At 63.9% G+C, this 17,280-nt stretch carries 17 protein-coding genes and 1 tRNA gene; 14 read left to right on the forward strand and 4 right to left on the reverse strand.

Annotation, left to right across the window (positions count from 1 at the left end):
• Window positions 1-159: 159 nt before the first annotated feature.
• Both cmk and aroA read right to left on the reverse strand, forming a co-directional pair.
• Window positions 160-810 (reverse strand): (d)CMP kinase, encoded by a 651-nt coding sequence (gene cmk, locus CN311_RS26605; protein ID WP_097576629.1) that lies wholly within the window; start codon window positions 808-810, stop codon window positions 160-162.
• 257 nt (window positions 811-1,067) lie between these two features.
• Window positions 1,068-2,426 carry a 3-phosphoshikimate 1-carboxyvinyltransferase gene (aroA, locus tag CN311_RS26615; RefSeq protein WP_097576630.1) on the reverse strand — a complete coding sequence of 453 codons (1,359 nt, stop codon included), beginning with the start codon at window positions 2,424-2,426 and terminating at the stop codon, window positions 1,068-1,070.
• Window positions 2,427-2,619: 193 nt separating this feature from the next.
• Between aroA and CN311_RS26620 the strand changes: the two genes are divergently transcribed.
• Both CN311_RS26620 and CN311_RS26625 read left to right on the forward strand, forming a co-directional pair.
• On the forward strand, window positions 2,620-3,012 hold the full coding sequence (locus CN311_RS26620; RefSeq protein WP_097576631.1) for a TIGR02300 family protein: 393 nt from the start codon (window positions 2,620-2,622) through the stop codon (window positions 3,010-3,012).
• 181 nt (window positions 3,013-3,193) lie between these two features.
• Window positions 3,194-3,269, forward strand: a tRNA-Ala gene (locus CN311_RS26625).
• Between the two features lie 65 nt (window positions 3,270-3,334).
• Here the strand turns inward: CN311_RS26625 and CN311_RS26630 are convergent.
• A complete protein-coding gene (locus CN311_RS26630) occupies window positions 3,335-3,670 on the reverse strand; it encodes a hypothetical protein (RefSeq protein ID WP_245440960.1) in 336 nt (111 codons plus the stop codon).
• A 191-nt stretch (window positions 3,671-3,861) separates the two neighbouring features.
• Between CN311_RS26630 and CN311_RS26635 the strand changes: the two genes are divergently transcribed.
• A complete protein-coding gene (locus CN311_RS26635) occupies window positions 3,862-4,182 on the forward strand; it encodes an ABC transporter permease subunit (RefSeq protein ID WP_245440961.1) in 321 nt (106 codons plus the stop codon).
• Between the two features lie 25 nt (window positions 4,183-4,207).
• Here the strand turns inward: CN311_RS26635 and CN311_RS26640 are convergent, their stop codons facing one another.
• The gene (locus CN311_RS26640) at window positions 4,208-4,732 is read right to left on the reverse strand and encodes an MgtC/SapB family protein (RefSeq protein WP_097576633.1); all 525 of its coding nucleotides are present in this window, start codon (window positions 4,730-4,732) and stop codon (window positions 4,208-4,210) included.
• A 213-nt stretch (window positions 4,733-4,945) separates the two neighbouring features.
• Here CN311_RS26640 and CN311_RS26645 point away from each other — a divergent pair, with 213 nt between their 5' ends.
• The 11 genes from CN311_RS26645 to CN311_RS26695 all read left to right on the forward strand — a co-directional run.
• Window positions 4,946-6,379 carry an aldehyde dehydrogenase family protein gene (locus tag CN311_RS26645; RefSeq protein WP_097576634.1) on the forward strand — a complete coding sequence of 478 codons (1,434 nt, stop codon included), beginning with the start codon at window positions 4,946-4,948 and terminating at the stop codon, window positions 6,377-6,379.
• Between the two features lie 99 nt (window positions 6,380-6,478).
• Window positions 6,479-6,787, forward strand: coding sequence for a type II toxin-antitoxin system TacA family antitoxin (locus tag CN311_RS26650; protein WP_097576642.1), 309 nt, complete (start codon window positions 6,479-6,481; stop codon window positions 6,785-6,787).
• The gene (locus tag CN311_RS26655) at window positions 6,784-7,332 is read left to right on the forward strand and encodes an N-acetyltransferase (RefSeq protein ID WP_097576635.1); all 549 of its coding nucleotides are present in this window, start codon (window positions 6,784-6,786) and stop codon (window positions 7,330-7,332) included. Before CN311_RS26650 ends, CN311_RS26655 begins: the two co-directional genes overlap by 4 nt.
• A 67-nt stretch (window positions 7,333-7,399) precedes the next feature.
• Window positions 7,400-8,002 (forward strand): ANTAR domain-containing response regulator, encoded by a 603-nt coding sequence (locus CN311_RS26660; protein ID WP_097576636.1) that lies wholly within the window; start codon window positions 7,400-7,402, stop codon window positions 8,000-8,002.
• Window positions 7,999-9,240 (forward strand): CmpA/NrtA family ABC transporter substrate-binding protein, encoded by a 1,242-nt coding sequence (locus CN311_RS26665; RefSeq protein ID WP_097576637.1) that lies wholly within the window; start codon window positions 7,999-8,001, stop codon window positions 9,238-9,240. The genes CN311_RS26660 and CN311_RS26665 overlap by 4 nt, the downstream gene beginning before the upstream one ends.
• Window positions 9,241-9,345: 105 nt before the next feature.
• Complete coding sequence (locus tag CN311_RS26670; protein ID WP_097576638.1) at window positions 9,346-10,233, forward strand: adenylate/guanylate cyclase domain-containing protein; 888 nt, start codon at window positions 9,346-9,348, stop codon at window positions 10,231-10,233.
• A 436-nt stretch (window positions 10,234-10,669) separates the two neighbouring features.
• Complete coding sequence (locus CN311_RS26675) at window positions 10,670-10,861, forward strand: twin-arginine translocation signal domain-containing protein (protein ID WP_097576643.1); 192 nt, start codon at window positions 10,670-10,672, stop codon at window positions 10,859-10,861.
• A 24-nt stretch (window positions 10,862-10,885) separates the two neighbouring features.
• Window positions 10,886-12,187: an MFS transporter gene (locus tag CN311_RS26680; RefSeq protein ID WP_097576639.1), complete on the forward strand. Its 1,302-nt coding sequence runs from the start codon at window positions 10,886-10,888 to the stop codon at window positions 12,185-12,187.
• 20 nt (window positions 12,188-12,207) lie between these two features.
• The gene (gene nirB, locus CN311_RS26685; protein ID WP_097576640.1) at window positions 12,208-14,658 is read left to right on the forward strand and encodes a nitrite reductase large subunit NirB; all 2,451 of its coding nucleotides are present in this window, start codon (window positions 12,208-12,210) and stop codon (window positions 14,656-14,658) included.
• Window positions 14,659-14,663: 5 nt separating this feature from the next.
• Window positions 14,664-14,993 (forward strand): nitrite reductase small subunit NirD, encoded by a 330-nt coding sequence (nirD, locus tag CN311_RS26690; RefSeq protein WP_097576641.1) that lies wholly within the window; start codon window positions 14,664-14,666, stop codon window positions 14,991-14,993.
• A gap of 2 nt (window positions 14,994-14,995) precedes the next feature.
• A partial coding sequence (locus CN311_RS26695) for a molybdopterin oxidoreductase family protein (protein WP_245440962.1) occupies window positions 14,996-17,280 on the forward strand: 2,285 nt, incomplete at its 3' end.

The raw sequence follows: 17,280 nt of genomic DNA on the forward strand, positions 1-17,280 counted from the left end.
TAGCGTTGCGTTGGCCTGCCGGCGTTCCGGGCTTTCCAAAAAGCCCTTGGCCGCCTGAGCGGCAATTCCGGCGCATGAAGAATGCTGGCAGGCTGGTTCGTTGCCCGATATGGGTATCTTTTTCGCCGCCGGCAATCGGTGGCGCGAGGGAAACCCGGCTCAGGCGTTGTTTCTTTTGGCGAGAACGTCGTCGATGATCGCTCTTGCCGCCAGAAACGCGGCTTCTATAGCCATTTCAGACGTATCAAGCAAGTGCGCGTCGGCGGCCGGCTTCAAGGGCGAGTCGGCCCGGCCCATGTCGCGCTCGTCGCGACGCATGATGTCGGCGAGGATCTCGGTGAAATTGGCGGTGCCGCCGATGCTCTCGATCTCGGCCAGCCGCCGCTGCGCCCGCACCTCGGCGCTCGCCGTGACATAGAATTTGATGTCGGCGTCGGGGCAGACCACGGTGCCGATGTCGCGGCCGTCGAGCACGGCGCCGGGTGGCGCCTTGGCGAAGTCACGCTGCTTTTCAACCAGGATGCGCCGCACGGTTGGGAACACAGCGACTTTCGAAGCAGCCTCGCCGACCGCATGCGCCGACAATATGGCGCGGTCGAGCTTGGCCAGATCGACCTGGCGCGCCGCGGTCTCGGCGGCCGAGACATTGTCGAGCGGCAGCGCGTGCTGGAGCAGTGCATAGGCCACCGCGCGATAGGTGAGGCCGGTGTCGAGCAGGTTCAGCCGGTAGTGGTCGGCGAGCCGGCGGGCCAGTGTGCCTTTGCCGGCGCCAGCGGGGCCGTCGATGGCTATGGTGAAGGTTGAGGTCATTGGCAGGCCTTCGCGTTCGAAAGGCGCAACGCGAATGACGAGCGTCGCGATCCTTCGCGCCCCCCTCTGTCCTGCCGGACATCTCCCCCACAGGGGGGGAGATTGGCAGTTTTGGCGCTTCGCCCAATTCTGTGACGTCGGCTATTGGCGAAAGTCGCGACGAAGGCTGATCTCCCCCCTCGTGGGGGAGATGCCCGGCAGGGCAGAGGGGGGCGCTGTCCCGCCAGCGTCTCAGTTCGGCTCCAACCCATCACCCGTCACTCGATCTCCGCGCCCAGACCCTTCATCAGGCCCATGAACTCGGGAAAACTCGTCGCGATCATCGCCTGGTCGTCGATTGTCACCGGCTTCTCCGTTGCCAGTCCCATCACCAGAAAACTCATGGCGATGCGGTGGTCGAGATGTGTCTGCACCGTCGTGTCCTGCCCATTGGGATGACCGCCGAGGCCCTTGCCGCCGGGCTTGCCCCGCACCGCAAGCGAGGCCTCGCCCTCGGTGCAGTCGACGCCGTTGAGCTTCAGCCCGTTGGCGACTGCCGACAGCCGGTCGGATTCCTTGACCCGCAGCTCTTCCAGCCCCTGCATCAGCGTTTCGCCTTCGGCGAAGCTCGCTGCGACCGCCAGCACCGGATATTCGTCGATCATCGTCGGCGCCCGTTCGGGCGGCACGGTGACGCCCTTCAGCTCGGAATAGCGCACGCGCAGATCGGCAACATCCTCGCCGCCTTCATTGCGCGGGTCGATTATATCGATCCGGGCGCCCATTTCCTGCAGCGTCAAAAGAAGTCCGGTGCGGGTCGGGTTCATCAGCACGTTTTCGATTGTAACGTCCGAGCCCGGCACGATCAGCGCCGCCACCAACGGAAAGCCGGCGGAGGAAGGGTCGCCGGGCACGGCGATCGTCTGTCCCGTCAGCTTGCCCTGACCCTCGATGAAGATGTGGCGCACGCCGCGCTCGTCGGTCTCGACCGACAGGTTGGCGCCGAAGCCCTTCAGCATCTTTTCGGTATGGTCGCGCGTCATCACCGGTTCGATCACGGTGGTGACCCCAGGCGTGTTCAGCCCGGCGAGCAGCACCGCCGACTTCACCTGCGCCGAGGCCATTGGCACGCGGTAGGTGATGGGCGCGGCGTGCTTGGGGCCGTGCAGTGTGATCGGCATGCGGTCGCCGGGCGTCGCCTTCAGCACCTGCACGCCCATCTGGCGCAAGGGTTCGAGCACGCGGCCCATCGGCCGGCCGGACAAGGACGCGTCGCCGATGAAGGTCGTTTCCATGTCATAGGTGCCGACCAGGCCCATGGTGAGGCGCGAGCCGGTGCCGGCATTGCCGAAATCGAGCGGACCTTCCGGCTGCAGGAGCGCGCCATTGCCGGTGCCGCGGATCAGCCATTCAGCGCCGCGCTTCTCGATATGCGCGCCCATCGCCTTCATGGCGGCACCCGTGCGCATCACGTCCTCGCCCTCGAGCAGGCCGGTGATGCGGGTCTCGCCGGAGGCCAGTCCGCCGAACATGAAGGAGCGGTGCGAGATTGACTTGTCGCCCGGCACGCGGGCAGTGCCGGAAAGGGCTGGAGATTTGCGGGCGGTGGCCGGCTTGGGAGCGGCGGAATGCGACATTGTATTCCCTGGGTGAAATGCCGGCGGACCGGCTTTTTTCATTCGTTGCGGCGGTCTCGTATCACGGCGCGTCGAAATGGTCATCCCCTTGCGCGAGGCCGTCCGACGCAGGGTTTTGCGACGCCGGCTTTAGGCTTTGACAGCGCCGTAAACTGCCGCTAAGGGGACCAACCTTTTATCGACGAGGCTTGCTGTGGCAAAACCTGAACTTGGCACCAAACGCATAGATCCGGAAACGGGTCGAAAATTCTATGACCTGAACAAGGACCCGATCGTCTCGCCCTATACCGGCAAGACTTATCCTCGTTCCTATTTCGAGGAAGGCAAGGCCGCCGCCATCGAGGAGGAAGAGGAAGTCGCCGAGAAGGAAGTCGACACCGAGGAGGAAGAGGGCGTCGAGGTCGTTTCGCTCGAAGAGGCGGACGACGAGGCGAAAAGTGGCGACGATCTTCCCGATCTTGGCGATGACGAGGACGATGTCGACCTCGGCGACGACGAGGATGACACTTTCCTCGCCGACGAAGAGGAAGAGGACGACGATGTCGCCGACATGATCGGCGTCGGCGACGACGACGACGAAGTTTGATACGGGCCCGGGCGAGTGCGAACGCCATTCGCCGGCTTTCGTCGCGCCGTCGAGAAAAAGCGGTTCTTGACGGCTTGATATTCGGGGAAGGCGGGGTTAGAAGCCGCCTGCACTAACGACGCGGTTTAGAATCCGCGCCGGATCTCTTCGCCGGCAACGGCGCCGGTTGACTGCCGGGAGTGGGGCCATAGCTCAGTTGGGAGAGCGCTTGAATGGCATTCAAGAGGTCGTCGGTTCGATTCCGATTGGCTCCACCAAACAGTCTTTCACCGCCAGCAATCTGAGCATGCGCCGCTGCGTCGGCGATGCTATGTCCTGTTCCTCATTCAGAGAAGAGACCAAGCACCACGAACGCGAGCACGACAAAGGAACCGACGAAAGCGATCACTTTGACGGACGAAGCCGGGAACCGTTCAGGTGTGACAGGTTCCTCATGCGCCTCGGGACGATCTGCTCCCATCCCATCAGATTGCGGAACGCCATTGCTCTCGATCGCTGTTGAAACCCTTTTTGCTATATCGCCGCGGATTATGGGATCATCGGACAAATGATCCGTCGTACTGCGTTTGAATGCCATGTAAAACCCCGCCCCATATTTGCCCTGTAAGTAACGTTTCAGCCGGCCAAAAGTTTCCCGCTCGTCGGTCGGCCGTGTCACCGCAGATGCCCCATGCTGCGGCGCGCTCACAAAAGACCTGATGGCAACCGTCCAAGCATCCTTTACGAAATCCTTCAGTGAAGCGTTTCACAGAGCGCCACGGAGTTCGTTCCCGTGGAATTTCGGCCGCTTCCCCTTGGCGAGCAGCTTCAGAACCTGTTCTTCTTCGCATTGCTGCCGACGCCGCGCGCATGGATGGCGCGTCGGAGCTGCTGATCCTGTTCAAGATCGTCGCGCCGAGCGTCGCTCCGGCGATCGCCGCATTGGCGCTGTTCGCCTTCGTCTATCACTGGAACAGCTATCTGTGGCCGCTCACCGTGTTGCAGGGCAACGCCGACGACTACCCGATCGTCATCAGCCTCAGCCGGCTGCTGAGCTACAACAGAGGCGCCGTCAACCCCGGCCTGGTAATGGCCGGCGCGACGCTCGCCGTGCTGCCGCCGCTCATTCTCTTCGTCTCCCTGCAGCGCTTCTTCGTCGACTCCATTGTCGGCTCGGCCATCAAGGGCTGATTGCGGGGGGCTCGGCCGAGGCTCGTCAGCCCTTGCGCGGCTTGGGTTCGTCGGACTTCGGCTTTCCCTGTTCCTCGCCGATCCCGGTCTTTGCCGCAAGGCTGTAGAGAAGACCCGCCGCGACAAGCACCAGCAGCGTGCCGAGCGCCGCCACCTGCCACAGGCCAAGCCCGCAAGCCACGCCGATCGCGCCGGCCAGCCACATGCCGGCGCCAGTGGTGAGCCCGTGGATCTCGCCTCTCGAAAACATGATGGCTCCGGCAGCCAGGAAGGCGACACCGGCGGTGACCGCTTCGACGACGCGGATGGGGTCGACCTTGACGGAGTCCTGCGCAAACATCGGCGCGTGAACGATCTCGATCGTCAGTATGCCAAAGGTGGCCGCCGCCACGCAGACCAGAATGTGGGTGCGCAGCCCGGCGGGCCGATTGCGCCATTCGCGTTCGAACCCGATCGCGGCGCCGAAGACCGCCGCCAGCAGCAGCCTCGCCGCAATCACCGGAAACGGGACGTAGGTCGGATGGCCGAATTCTTCGAAGAGTTGTTCCATAGATAACCCGGGGCGCGTGACCGTCCACAACGTGCTCGGGCGGGATCAGGTTCCTGGGAGCGTCGCGCCCGGCCGGCGCGATTAACCGTCCTGCGGCTGGCTCAATCGCCGGCACTTGCGTTTCATATCGTTCCTGGCGCATCGTTATCTCTCGCACGATACGACGACCGATCTCACCATCCGAGGACTTCGGCGGACCGAAGGAGAGAAACCATGTCACACAACCTGCAGTTCTATATCGACGGCGCCTGGGTCGACCCGGTCGTGCCGAACAGTTTCGACGTCATTGATCCGTCCAACGAAGATTCCTTCGCCCAGATCTCCCTTGGCACCAAGGCCGATGTCGACAAGGCGGTTGCGGCTGCCAGGCGCGCCTTCAACACGTTCGGTTTCACTGAGGTCGCCGAGCGGCTTGATCTCCTCAACCGCATCATCACGGTCTACAAGAAGCGCAGCGACGATCTGGCGCTTGCCGTGTCGCGCGAAATGGGCGCGCCGCGCCAGATGGCGCGGGACAGCCAGGTCGGCATCGGCCTCGCGCATCTGACCAAAATGGCCCAGACGTTGAAACGTTTCGAGTTCCGCCACGTGAAGGGCAACAACCTCGTGGTCAAGGAGCCGATCGGCGTCGTCGGCCTGATCACGCCGTGGAACTGGCCGCTGAACCAGATCACCTGCAAGGTCGGTCCGGCACTCGCCGCCGGCTGCGCCATGGTGCTGAAGCCCTCCGAGATAGCCCCGCTCGATGCCATCATCTTCGCCGAGATCCTCGACGAGGCCGGCGTTCCCAAGGGCGTCTTCAACCTCGTCAATGGCGATGGTCCGACCGTCGGCCAGGCGCTGGCGAGCCACCCCGATGTCGACATGATGTCGTTCACCGGCTCGACCCGCGCCGGTATACTGGTAGCCAAGGCCGCCGCCGACACGGTCAAGCGCGTGCATCAGGAACTGGGCGGCAAGTCGGCCAATATCCTGTTCCCCGATGTCGACCTCGCAACCGCCGTCAGCAAGGGCGTCGCCGGCTGCTTCAGCAACAGCGGCCAGTCCTGCAACGCGCCGACGCGCATGTTCGTGCCGCGCGACCGCCACGACGAGGCGGCCGCCTATGCCAAGGCGGCGGCGGAAAAGTTCACCGTCGGCCCGGCTGACGCGCCGGGTACGAAGCTCGGCCCGGTGGTCAGCCAGATCCAGTTCGACAAGATCCAGGACCTGATCCAGAGCGGCATCGACGAAGGCGCCACGCTGGTGACCGGCGGCCCCGGCCGCCCCGCCGAACTCAACCGCGGCTATTACATCAGGCCGACAGTCTTCGCCGACGTCACCCACGACATGCGCATCGCGCGCGAAGAAATCTTCGGTCCGGTGCTGGCAATCCTGCCCTACGACACGGTCGAACAGGCCGTCGAGCAGGCCAACGACACCGTCTATGGCCTGGCCTCCTACATCCAGGCCAAGGACATAAAGAAGGCGCGCGAAGTGGCAGCCCGCATGCGCTCCGGCAACGTCTACATCAACTACCCCCAATGGGACGCCAGCCTGCCCTTCGGCGGCTACAAGCAATCCGGCAACGGCCGCGAATACGCTGAGTACGGGCTGGATGATTTCCTCGAGATCAAGGGCATCGCGGGGTACGAGGCGGCGGAGTAGATACCGGCCGGGTGTGTCAGGCGGTCACGAATTGCGAGCCTTCTTGATTTGTACGCCGCAGTGACGTACTTACATATCTCGGAGAAACAGGAGGCTGTCATGTCGGCTTTCCATGATGAAGTTCGAGAAATCGAAGAACGCAGCAGCGAGCGGATGAACTTCCGTACAAAGCCACGTATCAAGAAAGCCATCCAGCAAGCGGCGGCTCTTGCAGGCGTGGACGACTCCGTTTTCACCATGAATGCTGCGTACAGAGCTGCCATGGAAACGATCCAGGCCCATGAACGAACCACTCTGCAGGCGGTGGATCATGCCGCTTTCTTTGCTGCGATCGACAATCCTCCGCAGCCGACAGATCGGATGCGGGCGTCATTCGCCCGGTATAGAGAGACCGTCGTTTCCAAGTGACGCAGACGCGCCCGGAAGCACGTAACATCATAGAGCCGTTCGATCCTGAAAAGCATGATCGAACGGCTTTTTCCTGCGGCAATGAGCAGGTTGATAACTTCTTCAAGAAGACGGCCAACAAACTGTCCAAGGCCGACAACATCCGCGTCTTTGTGATGCTCGGTCCTGATGCGGATTTGATCGGCTTTTACGCCATCAATTCGCATGCGATCGATTATGTCGAACTGCCTGCGAAATACGCGAGAACCAGGCCGGGGCACGGAAACATCCCCGCGGCTTATTTGTCCATGATGGGTGTCGATATCCGATTCGCCGGCAACGGGTATGGCGGCGATCTTCTCCTCGACGCGCTGATACGCATAACAGGGGCTGCGGAGCAAATCGGAATTGCCGTGGTCATGTTGGACGTCCTGGACTGCGGCGACCCGGTCAAGGTGAGGCGGAGAAACAAGCTCTATACCGACCACGGCTTCATTGCGCTGCCCTCGAACGAGCTTCGGCTATTCCTGCCGATCAAAACTATTCAGGACATGTTGAAAGCATAGGCAGGCATTGCGGGCTCATCTCGTCATCCCGCATTGCACAATCCCCCCGCATCGGCAAAATACCGGCATGGTCCGCTCCTCACTCGCCGTTCTGGTGATCGACGAAAACCGCATCCGCGCCTCGATCATCGAGGCCGGCTTGCGCGAGGCCGGACATGAGCGGGTCACCGTCATCCATGACGTGTCAGGCATTGCGCGTCGCATCGCCGAGATCGAGCCCGATGTCATCGTCATCGATCTCGAGAACCCGAACCGCGACATGCTCGAAAACATGTTCCAGCTGTCGCGCGCGGTGAAGCGGCCGATCGCCATGTTCGTGGACCGCTCCGACCAGGCCTCGATCGAGGCGGCGGTCGATGCCGGCGTGTCGGCCTATGTCGTCGATGGTCTGCGGCAGGAGCGCGTCAAGCCCATCCTCGACATGGCGGTCAGCCGCTTCAACGCCTTCTCGCGCATGGCGCGCGAACTGGAAGAGGCGCGCAGCGAGCTGGAGAGCCGCAAGGTCATCGACCGCGCCAAAGGCATATTGATGAAATCGCGGGGCCTCAGCGAAGAGGCCGCCTACGCGCTGCTGCGCAAGACGGCCATGAACCAGAACCGCAAGATCAGCGATATCGCCCAGAGCCTGGTGACCGCCGCCGGGCTGCTTGGACCGTCGGAGGACGAATGAGCGCGACGCACCAGATCACCGCCGGCTTCATGCCGCTTTTCGACAGCGCCGTGCTGGTCGCGGCCGGCGAGATGGGCTTTGCCGCGCGCGAGGGCATTGATCTGACGCTGCACCGCGAGACTTCCTGGGCCAATATCCGCGACCGCATCGCCATCGGCCATTTCGACCTCGCGCATATGCTGGGGCCGATGCCGCTTGCCTGCAATCTGGGGCTGACGCCGCTCGCCTCTGAGACCATTGTGCCTTTCTCGCTCGGGCTCGGTGGCAATTGCGTCACGGTTTCGAATGCGGTCTGGACCGGCATGGCCGCGCATGGCGCCGTGCCCGACCTCGATCCGGCGCGGACTGGCGTCGCCCTTCGCGCGCTGATCCGCGAGCGGGCGGCAGCCGGGCGCGATCCGCTCCGCTTCGCGGTCGTGCATCCGCATTCCGGGCACAATTACGAACTGCGCTACTGGCTCGCCGCCTGCGGCATCGATCCCACCCGGGAGGTCGAGATCGTCATCGTGCCGCCGCCCTTCATGGCCGACGCGCTGGCCGCCGGCCGCATCGACGGCTACTGCGTCGGCGAACCCTGGAACAGCGCCGCGGTTGCCGCCGGCACCGGCCACATCGTCACCGTCAAGGCTCGTCTGTGGCGCAACAGCCCGGAAAAGGTGGTCGGCGTGCGCAAGGCATGGGCGCAAGAGAATCCGGGGGCGCTGGCGGCGCTGTTGCGCGCGCTGCATCACTCCGCCCGCTGGTGCCAGGATCCGGCCAACCACGGCGAACTGGCCTCTGTGATGGCACAGCCCGGCTTCCTCGGTCTGCCGCCGGCGGTGCAGATGCCGATCCTGACCGGACGTCTTGATCTCGGCGGCGGCGCGGCTCGGACGGTCGAGGACTTCTTCCTGCCCTTCGACAAAGCGGCGAACTTTCCCTGGAAGAGCCATGCACTCTGGTTCTACACGCAGATGGTGCGCTGGGGGCAACTGGCGCACACGCCTGAAAACCTCGCCGTCGCCCGCGACTGCTATAGGCCCGACCTCTACCGCTCGGCGCTGAAGCCGCTCGGTGTCGCGCTTCCGGGCGCCAATGCCAAGGTCGAGGGAGCGCTGAAGGTGGCGACGCCGGTTGGTTCGGCAGGGGCGAGCCTGGTGCTTGGTCCTGACGGTTTCTTCGACGGCCAGATCTTCGATCCCGACCGGATCGACGCCTACATTGCCGGCCAGAAACCAGGTGGTTCCTTGGCACAGTAGTCCGGAGGTGCCGGGGTGGCGGATCGCCCAGACGCGCAATTAGATAAGTTAAAGGCAACTTTGGTGTGTTATACACACTGAGTTCTCGGTGCGGATACGAGATCGATGGATCAGGAAAGACTTCTAGCCGCAGTCCTCTTAGCTGATGTCGTAGGCAGCACGCCCCTCTACGAGCGCATCGGCGACGATGCCGCTTTGCAGCAGGTCTCGGATTGCCTGGACGCGATGCGTGAGATCGTCGCCCGGCACGGTGGTGACTTCATTTACTCGAAAGGCGATGACGTACTCAGCCTGTTCGAGAACTCGGAGGCGGCGCTGAGGGCCGTCCGCCAAATCAGCTGCCAACTGAAGGAAGGGCCGTTGAGCGCCCGTATCGGATTGCATTTCGGGGCGGTCATTCGCGCGCGGGGCGCGGTATTCGGCGACGTTGTCAATGTCACCGCAAGGTTGTCCACCACGGCCAACCCCGGGGAGGTCCTGATCAGCCAGAGCTTCTTCGAAGCCCTTTCCGCGGGGAGCCGCAGTGGCTTGCGGCTCCTCGACAAAATGGCCTTCAAGGGGAAGCAGGAACTCTTCGATGTCTATACTCTGAGGAGCGACGATGGGGCCCTCAGTACGCGCATCGCCAGCCAAGGCACCATTATCGATAGGCGCTCCGCCCCGCCGCAGATCAATCTGGCCATCCGTTATGAAGATCAGTTGCGATTCTGCCGACACAACGAATTTGTGACCATCGGCCGGTCTCCGGAATGCAATATCGTCGTCCAGCGGCCCTGGGTCTCGAGACACCACGCGACCTTCACCATTTCGAATGGCAAGGCGCGGCTTGTCGAGCGAAGCTCGTCGGGCACATTTGTGTCGATGGGGCCCGACCATGAAGTATTTGTGCGCCGCGAAGACATTCTCCTCTTCGGCTCCGGCGTCATCTCGCCTGGACGTAGATCGTCCCTTGGCGACGCCCAGGTTCTCCACTACGAAATTGTCTTAAACTGACCGGCCGGACTCGTTGGCCGTTGAGATGGCCCTTAGCGACTTGAGCCTCCTGCTTCGCCCTGCGATGACGAAGTTGCGAAGCGCCTGATCATTCCGGCGCCATTCTTGTGCATTGCACAAAATTTGTGCGCACTGCTTACGCTTTTGAGCAAGGTTTGACCGTGCAAGCGGCAGCTCCGCACGGCGCCAGAAGCACGATCGCCTTGATTTTATTCAGAAGTCCTTTTCGAACCCGAACTGGCACGGTTCCTGCTTTGCAATAGGCAGGCTTTTTATGAGTCACGAGACAGGCGTCCAATGGCGGGCGCCACAGGCAAAGCTGCCGCTCAGGTCAACACGCGATCCCAATTTCGGGCGCGAAGACCTGGCCGGCGGCTTTTTTGTTTTCACGCAATCGACGGCGCGGGTCCCAGGCCCCGTCCAACCGGAGACGACGATGACGAAACCGATCGGAACTGGCACCTCCCTCAAGGATTTCACCCGCCGCGATTTCTTGGCGAGCAGCGCACTGACGGCGGCACTGTTCGCTGCCGCGTTGATGTTGTTCCCCGCCGGCGTCAACACAGCGGGCAAGGCCTCCGAGGCGCCGGGCCCGGCTTCATCCAACTCACCGATGCCGCGCCACTGATCGTCGCCAGGAAGGGTTTCTACCATGACCGCAAATCTCCCAGCCGCGCCCAGCCAGGACGATGCTCCCCGGCAGGCGCTCGTGATGTCCACCATCGCCTTCACCGTCTGCTTCGCGGTGTGGACGATCTTTTCAATCATCGGCATCCGCATAAAGCAGGAACTCGGGCTGAACGAGACGGAATTCGGCCTGCTCGTCGGCACGCCAATCCTCACCGGCTCCCTCGTGCGTGTGGTGCTCGGCATCTGGACCGACCGCTACGGTGGGCGGCTGGTCTACACCGCGACCATGCTTGCGGCGGCGGTTGCCACCTTCCTGCTCGCCTATGCGCATACCTATGAGCAGATGCTGATTGCCGCGCTCGGCGTCGGGCTCGCCGGCGGCTCCTTCGCTGTCGGTGTGGCCTACGTCTCGCGCTTCTTCCCCGCCGGCAAGCAAGGCACGGCCCTCGGTATTTTCGGTGTCGGCAATGTCGGCGCCGCGGTCACCAAATTCCTGGCGCCGTTCGTGCTGCTGTCGTGGGGCTGGCAGTCGGTAGCGCTGATCTGGGCGGCAGCCTTGGTCGTCATGGCCGCCGTCTTCTGGTTCACCACCGGCGACGATCCGGTCATCCGTGAGCGCCGCGCCGGCAAGGTGGCGCCGGCGAGAAGTTTTTGGCAGGAATTCGCTCCGCTCAAGAACCTGCAGGTTTGGCGCTTCGCCTTTTATTACTTCTTCGCCTTCGGGGCGTTCGTAGCGCTGTCGCTCTGGTTGCCGCGTTACCTCATCGGTGTCTACGGTTTCGGCATCGCGACCGCCGGCATGATCGGCGCGGCCTATTCGATCCCTGCAAGTATCTTCCGCGCCTATGGCGGCGTGCTTTCCGACCGGATCGGGGCGCGCACCGTGCTCTACTGGACCTTCGCGGTGTCGGCCGTCGCCACGCTGATCCTGTCGCTGCCGCCCACGGACTATGTCGTGCACGGCATCAGCGGGCCGATCGCCTTCCACTTCGCCATCGGGCCGGTTGCCTTCATCGCCGTCGCCAGCGTGCTCGGCTTCTTCATGAGCCTCGGCAAGGCAGCCGTCTACAAGCACATTCCGGCCTATTATCCGGGCAACGTCGGCGCGGTCGGCGGCCTTGTCGGCATGATCGGCGGGTTCGGCGGCTTTGTCCTGCCGATTGCTTTCGGCGCGCTCAACGACCTCACAGGCGTGTGGTCGAGCTGCTTCATGCTGCTCTTCGTCATCGTCGCCGCCTGCTTTGCCTGGATGCACTTCTCTATCAGGCGGATGGAGCGCGCGGCCGCCACCGAGGCTCCAACCCTTTCCTACGCGGCTGAGTGAGATCGGAGCGGATCAGGACCATGACCGAAAAACTCGTTATCATCGGCAACGGCATGGCCCCGGGGCGCATGCTGGAGCATCTGCTGGAAAAGGCGCCCGGCCGCTACCAGGTCACCATCTTCAACGCCGAGCCCAGGGTCAATTACGACCGCATCATGCTGTCGCCGGTGCTGTCGGGCGAAAAGGCCTATGAGGAAATCATCATCCATGGCGATGGCTGGTACATCAAGCACGGCATCACCCTCTACAAGGGTCACAAAATCGTCGCCATCGACCGGACGGCGAAGACAGTCACCTCCGATCATGGCGTAACCGAGCCCTACGACAAGCTCGTCATCGCCACCGGCTCGGTGCCATTCATCATCCCGGTGCCGGGCCACAATCTGCCCGGCGTGCTGACCTATCGCGATCTGGACGACGTCCGGGCGATGATGCTTGCCGCCCAGTCGCGGGCCAAGGCTGTGGTAATCGGCGGCGGCCTGCTCGGGCTTGAGGCCGCAGCAGGCCTCAACGCGCAAGGCATGGACGTCACCGTGCTGCATGTCATGCCGACGCTGATGGAGCGCCAGCTCGATCCGGCCGCCGGCTACCTCCTGCAGCGCGCGGTGGAAGAGCGCGGCATCAAGGTCATCACCAAGGCCAACACCCAGGCAATCACCGGCAACGGCAAGGTCGAGCAGGTGGAGCTTGCCGACGGCACCGTCATCCCGGCGACGCTGGTGGTGATGGCGGTCGGCATCAGGCCGAACGCGGCTCTGGCCAAGGAGACCGGCATAGCCGTCAATCGCGGCATCGTCGTCGATGCCGGCATGCGCAGCAACGACCCCGACATCTACGCGCTCGGCGAATGCGCCGAGGTCAACGGCCAGGTCTACGGGCTGGTGGCGCCCCTCTACGAGATGGCGCGCGTCGCCGCCAGCCAGCTTGCCGGCGACGAAAAAGCGGCCTTCGTCCATTCGGACACGCCGACCAAGCTCAAGGTCACCGGCATCGAGTTGTTCTCGCTTGGCGACTTTGCCGAGGGAGACGACCGCCAGGAGATCGTGTTGCGCGATGCGGCCGCCGGCGTCTACAAGCGCTTGGTGTTGAAGGACGACCGCATCATCGGCACCGTGCTCTATGGCGAGACGGGCGACGGCGCCTGGTTCAACGACCTCAAGAAGAAGCAGACCGACATATCCGAAATGCGCGATACGCTCATCTTCGGCCAGTCCTACCAGGGGGGTGCCCCGCTGGACCCTATGGCGGCCGTTGCAGCCTTGCCGGATGATGCGGAAATCTGCGGCTGCAACGGCGTTTGCAAGGGGAAGATCACCGGCGCGATCACGGCAAAGGGCCTGACCTCGCTCGACGGCGTGCGCGCCCACACCAAGGCGTCCGCCTCCTGCGGCTCCTGCACCGGGCTGGTCGAGAAGCTGATGGTTTTGACCATCGGCGACAAATACAATCCGGCCGCTGTCCAGCCCATGTGCGGCTGCACCGCGCTCGGCCATGACGAGGTGCGCCGGCTGATCAAGGCCAAGAGCCTGAAGACCATTCCCGCCGTCATGCAGGAGCTGGAATGGACAACCTCCTGCGGCTGCGCCAAATGCCGGCCGGCGCTCAACTACTATCTCGTCTGCGACTGGCCGGACGACTACGCCGACGACTATCAGTCGCGCTTCGTCAACGAGCGCGTCCACGCCAACATCCAGAAGGACGGCACCTATTCGGTGGTGCCGCGCATGTGGGGCGGCGTCACCAATGCCGCCGAACTGCGCGCCATCGCCGATGTCGTCGACAAGTTCGAGATCCCGATGGTCAAGGTCACCGGTGGTCAGCGCATCGACATGCTGGGCATCCGCAAGGAGGACCTGCCGGCGGTATGGGCCGATCTCGGCCAGGCCGGCTTCGTCTCCGGCCATGCCTATGCCAAGGGTCTGCGCACGGTGAAGACCTGCGTCGGCTCCGACTGGTGCCGCTTCGGCACGCAGGATTCGACCGGGCTGGGCATCCGCATCGAGAAATTCATGTGGGGCTCGTGGACCCCGGCCAAGGTCAAGATGGCGGTATCGGGCTGCCCTCGCAATTGCGCCGAGGCGACCTGCAAGGATGTCGGCGTCATTTGCGTCGACAGTGGCTACGAGATCCACTTCGCCGGTGCCGCCGGCCTCGACATCAAGGGCACCGAAGTGCTCGGCCTGGTCAGGACCGAGGACGAGGCGCTGGAGCACATCGTGGCGCTGACGCAGATGTATCGCGAACAGGGCCGCTATCTCGAGCGCATCTACAAATGGGCCAAGCGCATCGGCATGGAAGAGATCAGGCGCCAGATCATGGACGACGGCGAAAAGCGCAGGGCCTATTACGAACGCTTCGTCTTCAGCCAGAAATTCGCCCAGGTCGACCCTTGGTCGGAACGCGTCTCCGGCAAGGACAAGCACGAATTCCGGCCGATGGCTTCGGTTGGGTTTGCACAGGCGGCGGAGTGATCGGGATGAACTGGATCGCTATCGGCACGCTCTCCGACATCCCGCGCCGTGGCGCGCGCTGCGTCGCGACACCGCAAGGCAAGATCGCCGTCTTCCGCACCGCGGACGACCAGGTCTATGCCATCGATGACCATTGCCCGCACAAGGGTGGGCCGCTCAGCCAGGGTATCGTCCATGACGCGGCGGTGACCTGCCCCTTGCACAATTGGGTGATCTCGCTGGAAACCGGCAAGGCGCTCGGCGCCGATGAAGGTAGCGTGCGCACCATCCCGGTGAAGGTCGAGGGCGAGCGGCTGTTCCTGGCGCTCGAAGCGCTGGCCAGCCGCGCGGCCTGAACATGCAGATTGACGAAGCGCGCGAGGTGAGGACCACCTGCCCCTATTGCGGGGTGGGTTGCGGCGTGCTGGCGAAGGTCGCCGCGGACGGGCAAGTGTCCGTCCGCGGCGATCCCGACCATCCCGCGAATTTCGGCCGGCTCTGTTCCAAGGGTTCGGCTCTCGCCGAGACCATCGACCTCGACGGCAGGCTGCTCTATCCCGAGATCCACGGCCGCCGCACTAGTTGGGACGAGGCGCTCGACCGTGTCGCCTCGACCTTTTCGCAAACCATCGCCGAGCACGGCCCCGACGCGGTCGCCTTCTACGTCTCCGGCCAGCTGCTGACCGAGGACTATTACGTCGCCAACAAGCTGATGAAGGGCTTCATCGGCTCGGCCAATATCGATACCAATTCGCGCCTGTGCATGGCCTCCTCGGTTGCCGGACACCGCCGCGCCTTCGGCTCCGACACCGTGCCGGGCACCTATGAGGATCTGGAACTCGCCGACCTGATCGTGCTGGTCGGCTCCAATCTCGCCTGGTGCCATCCCGTGCTCTACCAGCGTATCGCCGCCGCCCGTGAAAAACGGCCGGAGATGAAGATCGTGCTGATCGATCCGCGCCGCACCATGACATCTGACATCGCCGACCTGCATCTGGCGATCGCGCCGGACGGCGATGTCGCACTGTTCACCGGACTGCTCGCCCATCTCGGCCAGCACAATGCGCTGGACCGCGCCTATATCACGGCGCATACGACCGGCTTCGGCCAAGCGCTATTCGCCGCCTCGAAGCTCGACCTTGCCGGCATCGCCGCCGCCACTGGCCTGAGCGAGGATGAGCTTGGCCGCTTCTACGGCCTGTTTGCCGAGACCGCCAAGACGGTGACCGTCTACAGCCAGGGCGTCAACCAGTCGTCCTCGGGCACCGACAAGGTCAACGCCATCATCAACTGCCATCTCGCCACCGGCCGCATCGGCAAACCGGGGACAGGGCCGTTTTCGGCGACCGGCCAGCCCAACGCCATGGGCGGCCGCGAGGTCGGCGGCATGGCCAATATGCTGGCCGCCCATATGGAGATCGAAAACCCCGAGCATCGAGATCGCGTGCGCCGCTTCTGGAAGGCGCCTGACATCGCCGACAAGCCCGGCCTCAAGGCGGTCGACATGTTCAGGGCGGTGGCCGATGGGCGCATCAAGGCGTTGTGGATCATGGCCACCAACCCCGTCGATTCGATGCCCGATGCCGACGCCGTCGAAGCGGCGATCAAGGCCTGTCCTTTCGTCGTGGTGTCGGACGTGCTGGCAAGCACCGATACGGTCCGCCACGCCCATGTCCGGTTGCCTGCCGCCGCCTGGGGCGAGAAGGACGGCACCGTCACCAATTCGGAGCGCCGCATCTCGCGCCAGCGGGCGTTCCTGGGTCTACCCGGCGAAGCAAAGCCCGACTGGTGGATTGTTGCCGAGGTCGCCAGGAGGATGGGCTTTGCCGAGGCGTTTTCGCAGGCCTCGCCGCCGGAGTTATTTGCCGAGCACGCGGCGCTGTCGGGGTTTGAGAATGACGGCGCGCGGGATTTCGACATCGGCGGGTATGATGGGATCAATGCGGAGCAGTACGACGCGCTGGCTCCATTCCAGTGGCCAGCGCCGAGGGGAGGTGCTGGCAACACCCGCTTCTTCGCCAACGGCAACTTCTACACACCTGACCGCAAGGCGCGCTTCATTGCCGTCCGCCCGATTGCGCACACCCGCACCAGCCCGGACTATCCGTTGATCCTCAACACCGGCCGCGTCCGCGACCACTGGCACACCATGACGCGGTCGGGAAAAAGCCCGCGCCTGTCCCAGCACATCGCCGAGCCCTTCGCCGAAATCCACCCGGCGGATGCGCAGCGCTTCGGCGTCGGGGACGCCGACATCGTGCGCGTCTCGACCGTTCACGGCGAAGCGCTGCTGCGCGCGCTGGTGACAGCGCGGCAGCGGCCGGGTTCGGTGTTCGTGCCGATGCACTGGACGGATCAGTTCGCCGCCCGCGCCCGCGTCGATGCGCTGGTGGCGCCGATCACCGACGCGATTTCAGGCCAGCCGGCCTCGAAGAACGTCGCCGCGCGCCTGGAACGCTTCGCTGCCGCTGCCGCTGCCTTCGGCTTCGCGGTGCTCGCCGAACGGCCGGCTTCGATCGACGCCGAATACTGGAGCCTTGCCCGCTGCGCCGCCGGCTGGCGTCTTGAACTTGCGCTGCAAGCCGGCCGGGACTGGACGAAATTCGCCGCCTCGCTCCTCGGCGACGACGCGCGGGGCGAGAC

This window comes from Mesorhizobium sanjuanii, from assembly GCF_002529485.1.
GTDB classification, from domain to species: domain Bacteria; phylum Pseudomonadota; class Alphaproteobacteria; order Rhizobiales; family Rhizobiaceae; genus Mesorhizobium; species Mesorhizobium sanjuanii.

What these genes read in the sequence shown, in the direction of transcription:
- cmk (WP_097576629.1), bottom strand. Translation starts at nt 810, where the DNA reads ATGACCTCAACCTTCACCATAGCCATCGACGGCCCCGCTGGCGCCGGC.
- CN311_RS26665 (WP_097576637.1), top strand. Translation starts at nt 7,999, where the DNA reads ATGAGCGCGACGCACCAGATCACCGCCGGCTTCATGCCGCTTTTCGAC.
- aroA (WP_097576630.1), bottom strand. Translation starts at nt 2,426, where the DNA reads ATGTCGCATTCCGCCGCTCCCAAGCCGGCCACCGCCCGCAAATCTCCA.
- CN311_RS26640 (WP_097576633.1), bottom strand. Translation starts at nt 4,732, where the DNA reads ATGGAACAACTCTTCGAAGAATTCGGCCATCCGACCTACGTCCCGTTT.
- nirD (WP_097576641.1), top strand. Translation starts at nt 14,664, where the DNA reads ATGAACTGGATCGCTATCGGCACGCTCTCCGACATCCCGCGCCGTGGC.
- CN311_RS26645 (WP_097576634.1), top strand. Translation starts at nt 4,946, where the DNA reads ATGTCACACAACCTGCAGTTCTATATCGACGGCGCCTGGGTCGACCCG.
- CN311_RS26635 (WP_245440961.1), top strand. Translation starts at nt 3,862, where the DNA reads ATGGATGGCGCGTCGGAGCTGCTGATCCTGTTCAAGATCGTCGCGCCG.
- CN311_RS26680 (WP_097576639.1), top strand. Translation starts at nt 10,886, where the DNA reads ATGACCGCAAATCTCCCAGCCGCGCCCAGCCAGGACGATGCTCCCCGG.
- CN311_RS26650 (WP_097576642.1), top strand. Translation starts at nt 6,479, where the DNA reads ATGTCGGCTTTCCATGATGAAGTTCGAGAAATCGAAGAACGCAGCAGC.
- CN311_RS26670 (WP_097576638.1), top strand. Translation starts at nt 9,346, where the DNA reads ATGGATCAGGAAAGACTTCTAGCCGCAGTCCTCTTAGCTGATGTCGTA.
- CN311_RS26675 (WP_097576643.1), top strand. Translation starts at nt 10,670, where the DNA reads ATGACGAAACCGATCGGAACTGGCACCTCCCTCAAGGATTTCACCCGC.
- CN311_RS26660 (WP_097576636.1), top strand. Translation starts at nt 7,400, where the DNA reads ATGGTCCGCTCCTCACTCGCCGTTCTGGTGATCGACGAAAACCGCATC.
- nirB (WP_097576640.1), top strand. Translation starts at nt 12,208, where the DNA reads ATGACCGAAAAACTCGTTATCATCGGCAACGGCATGGCCCCGGGGCGC.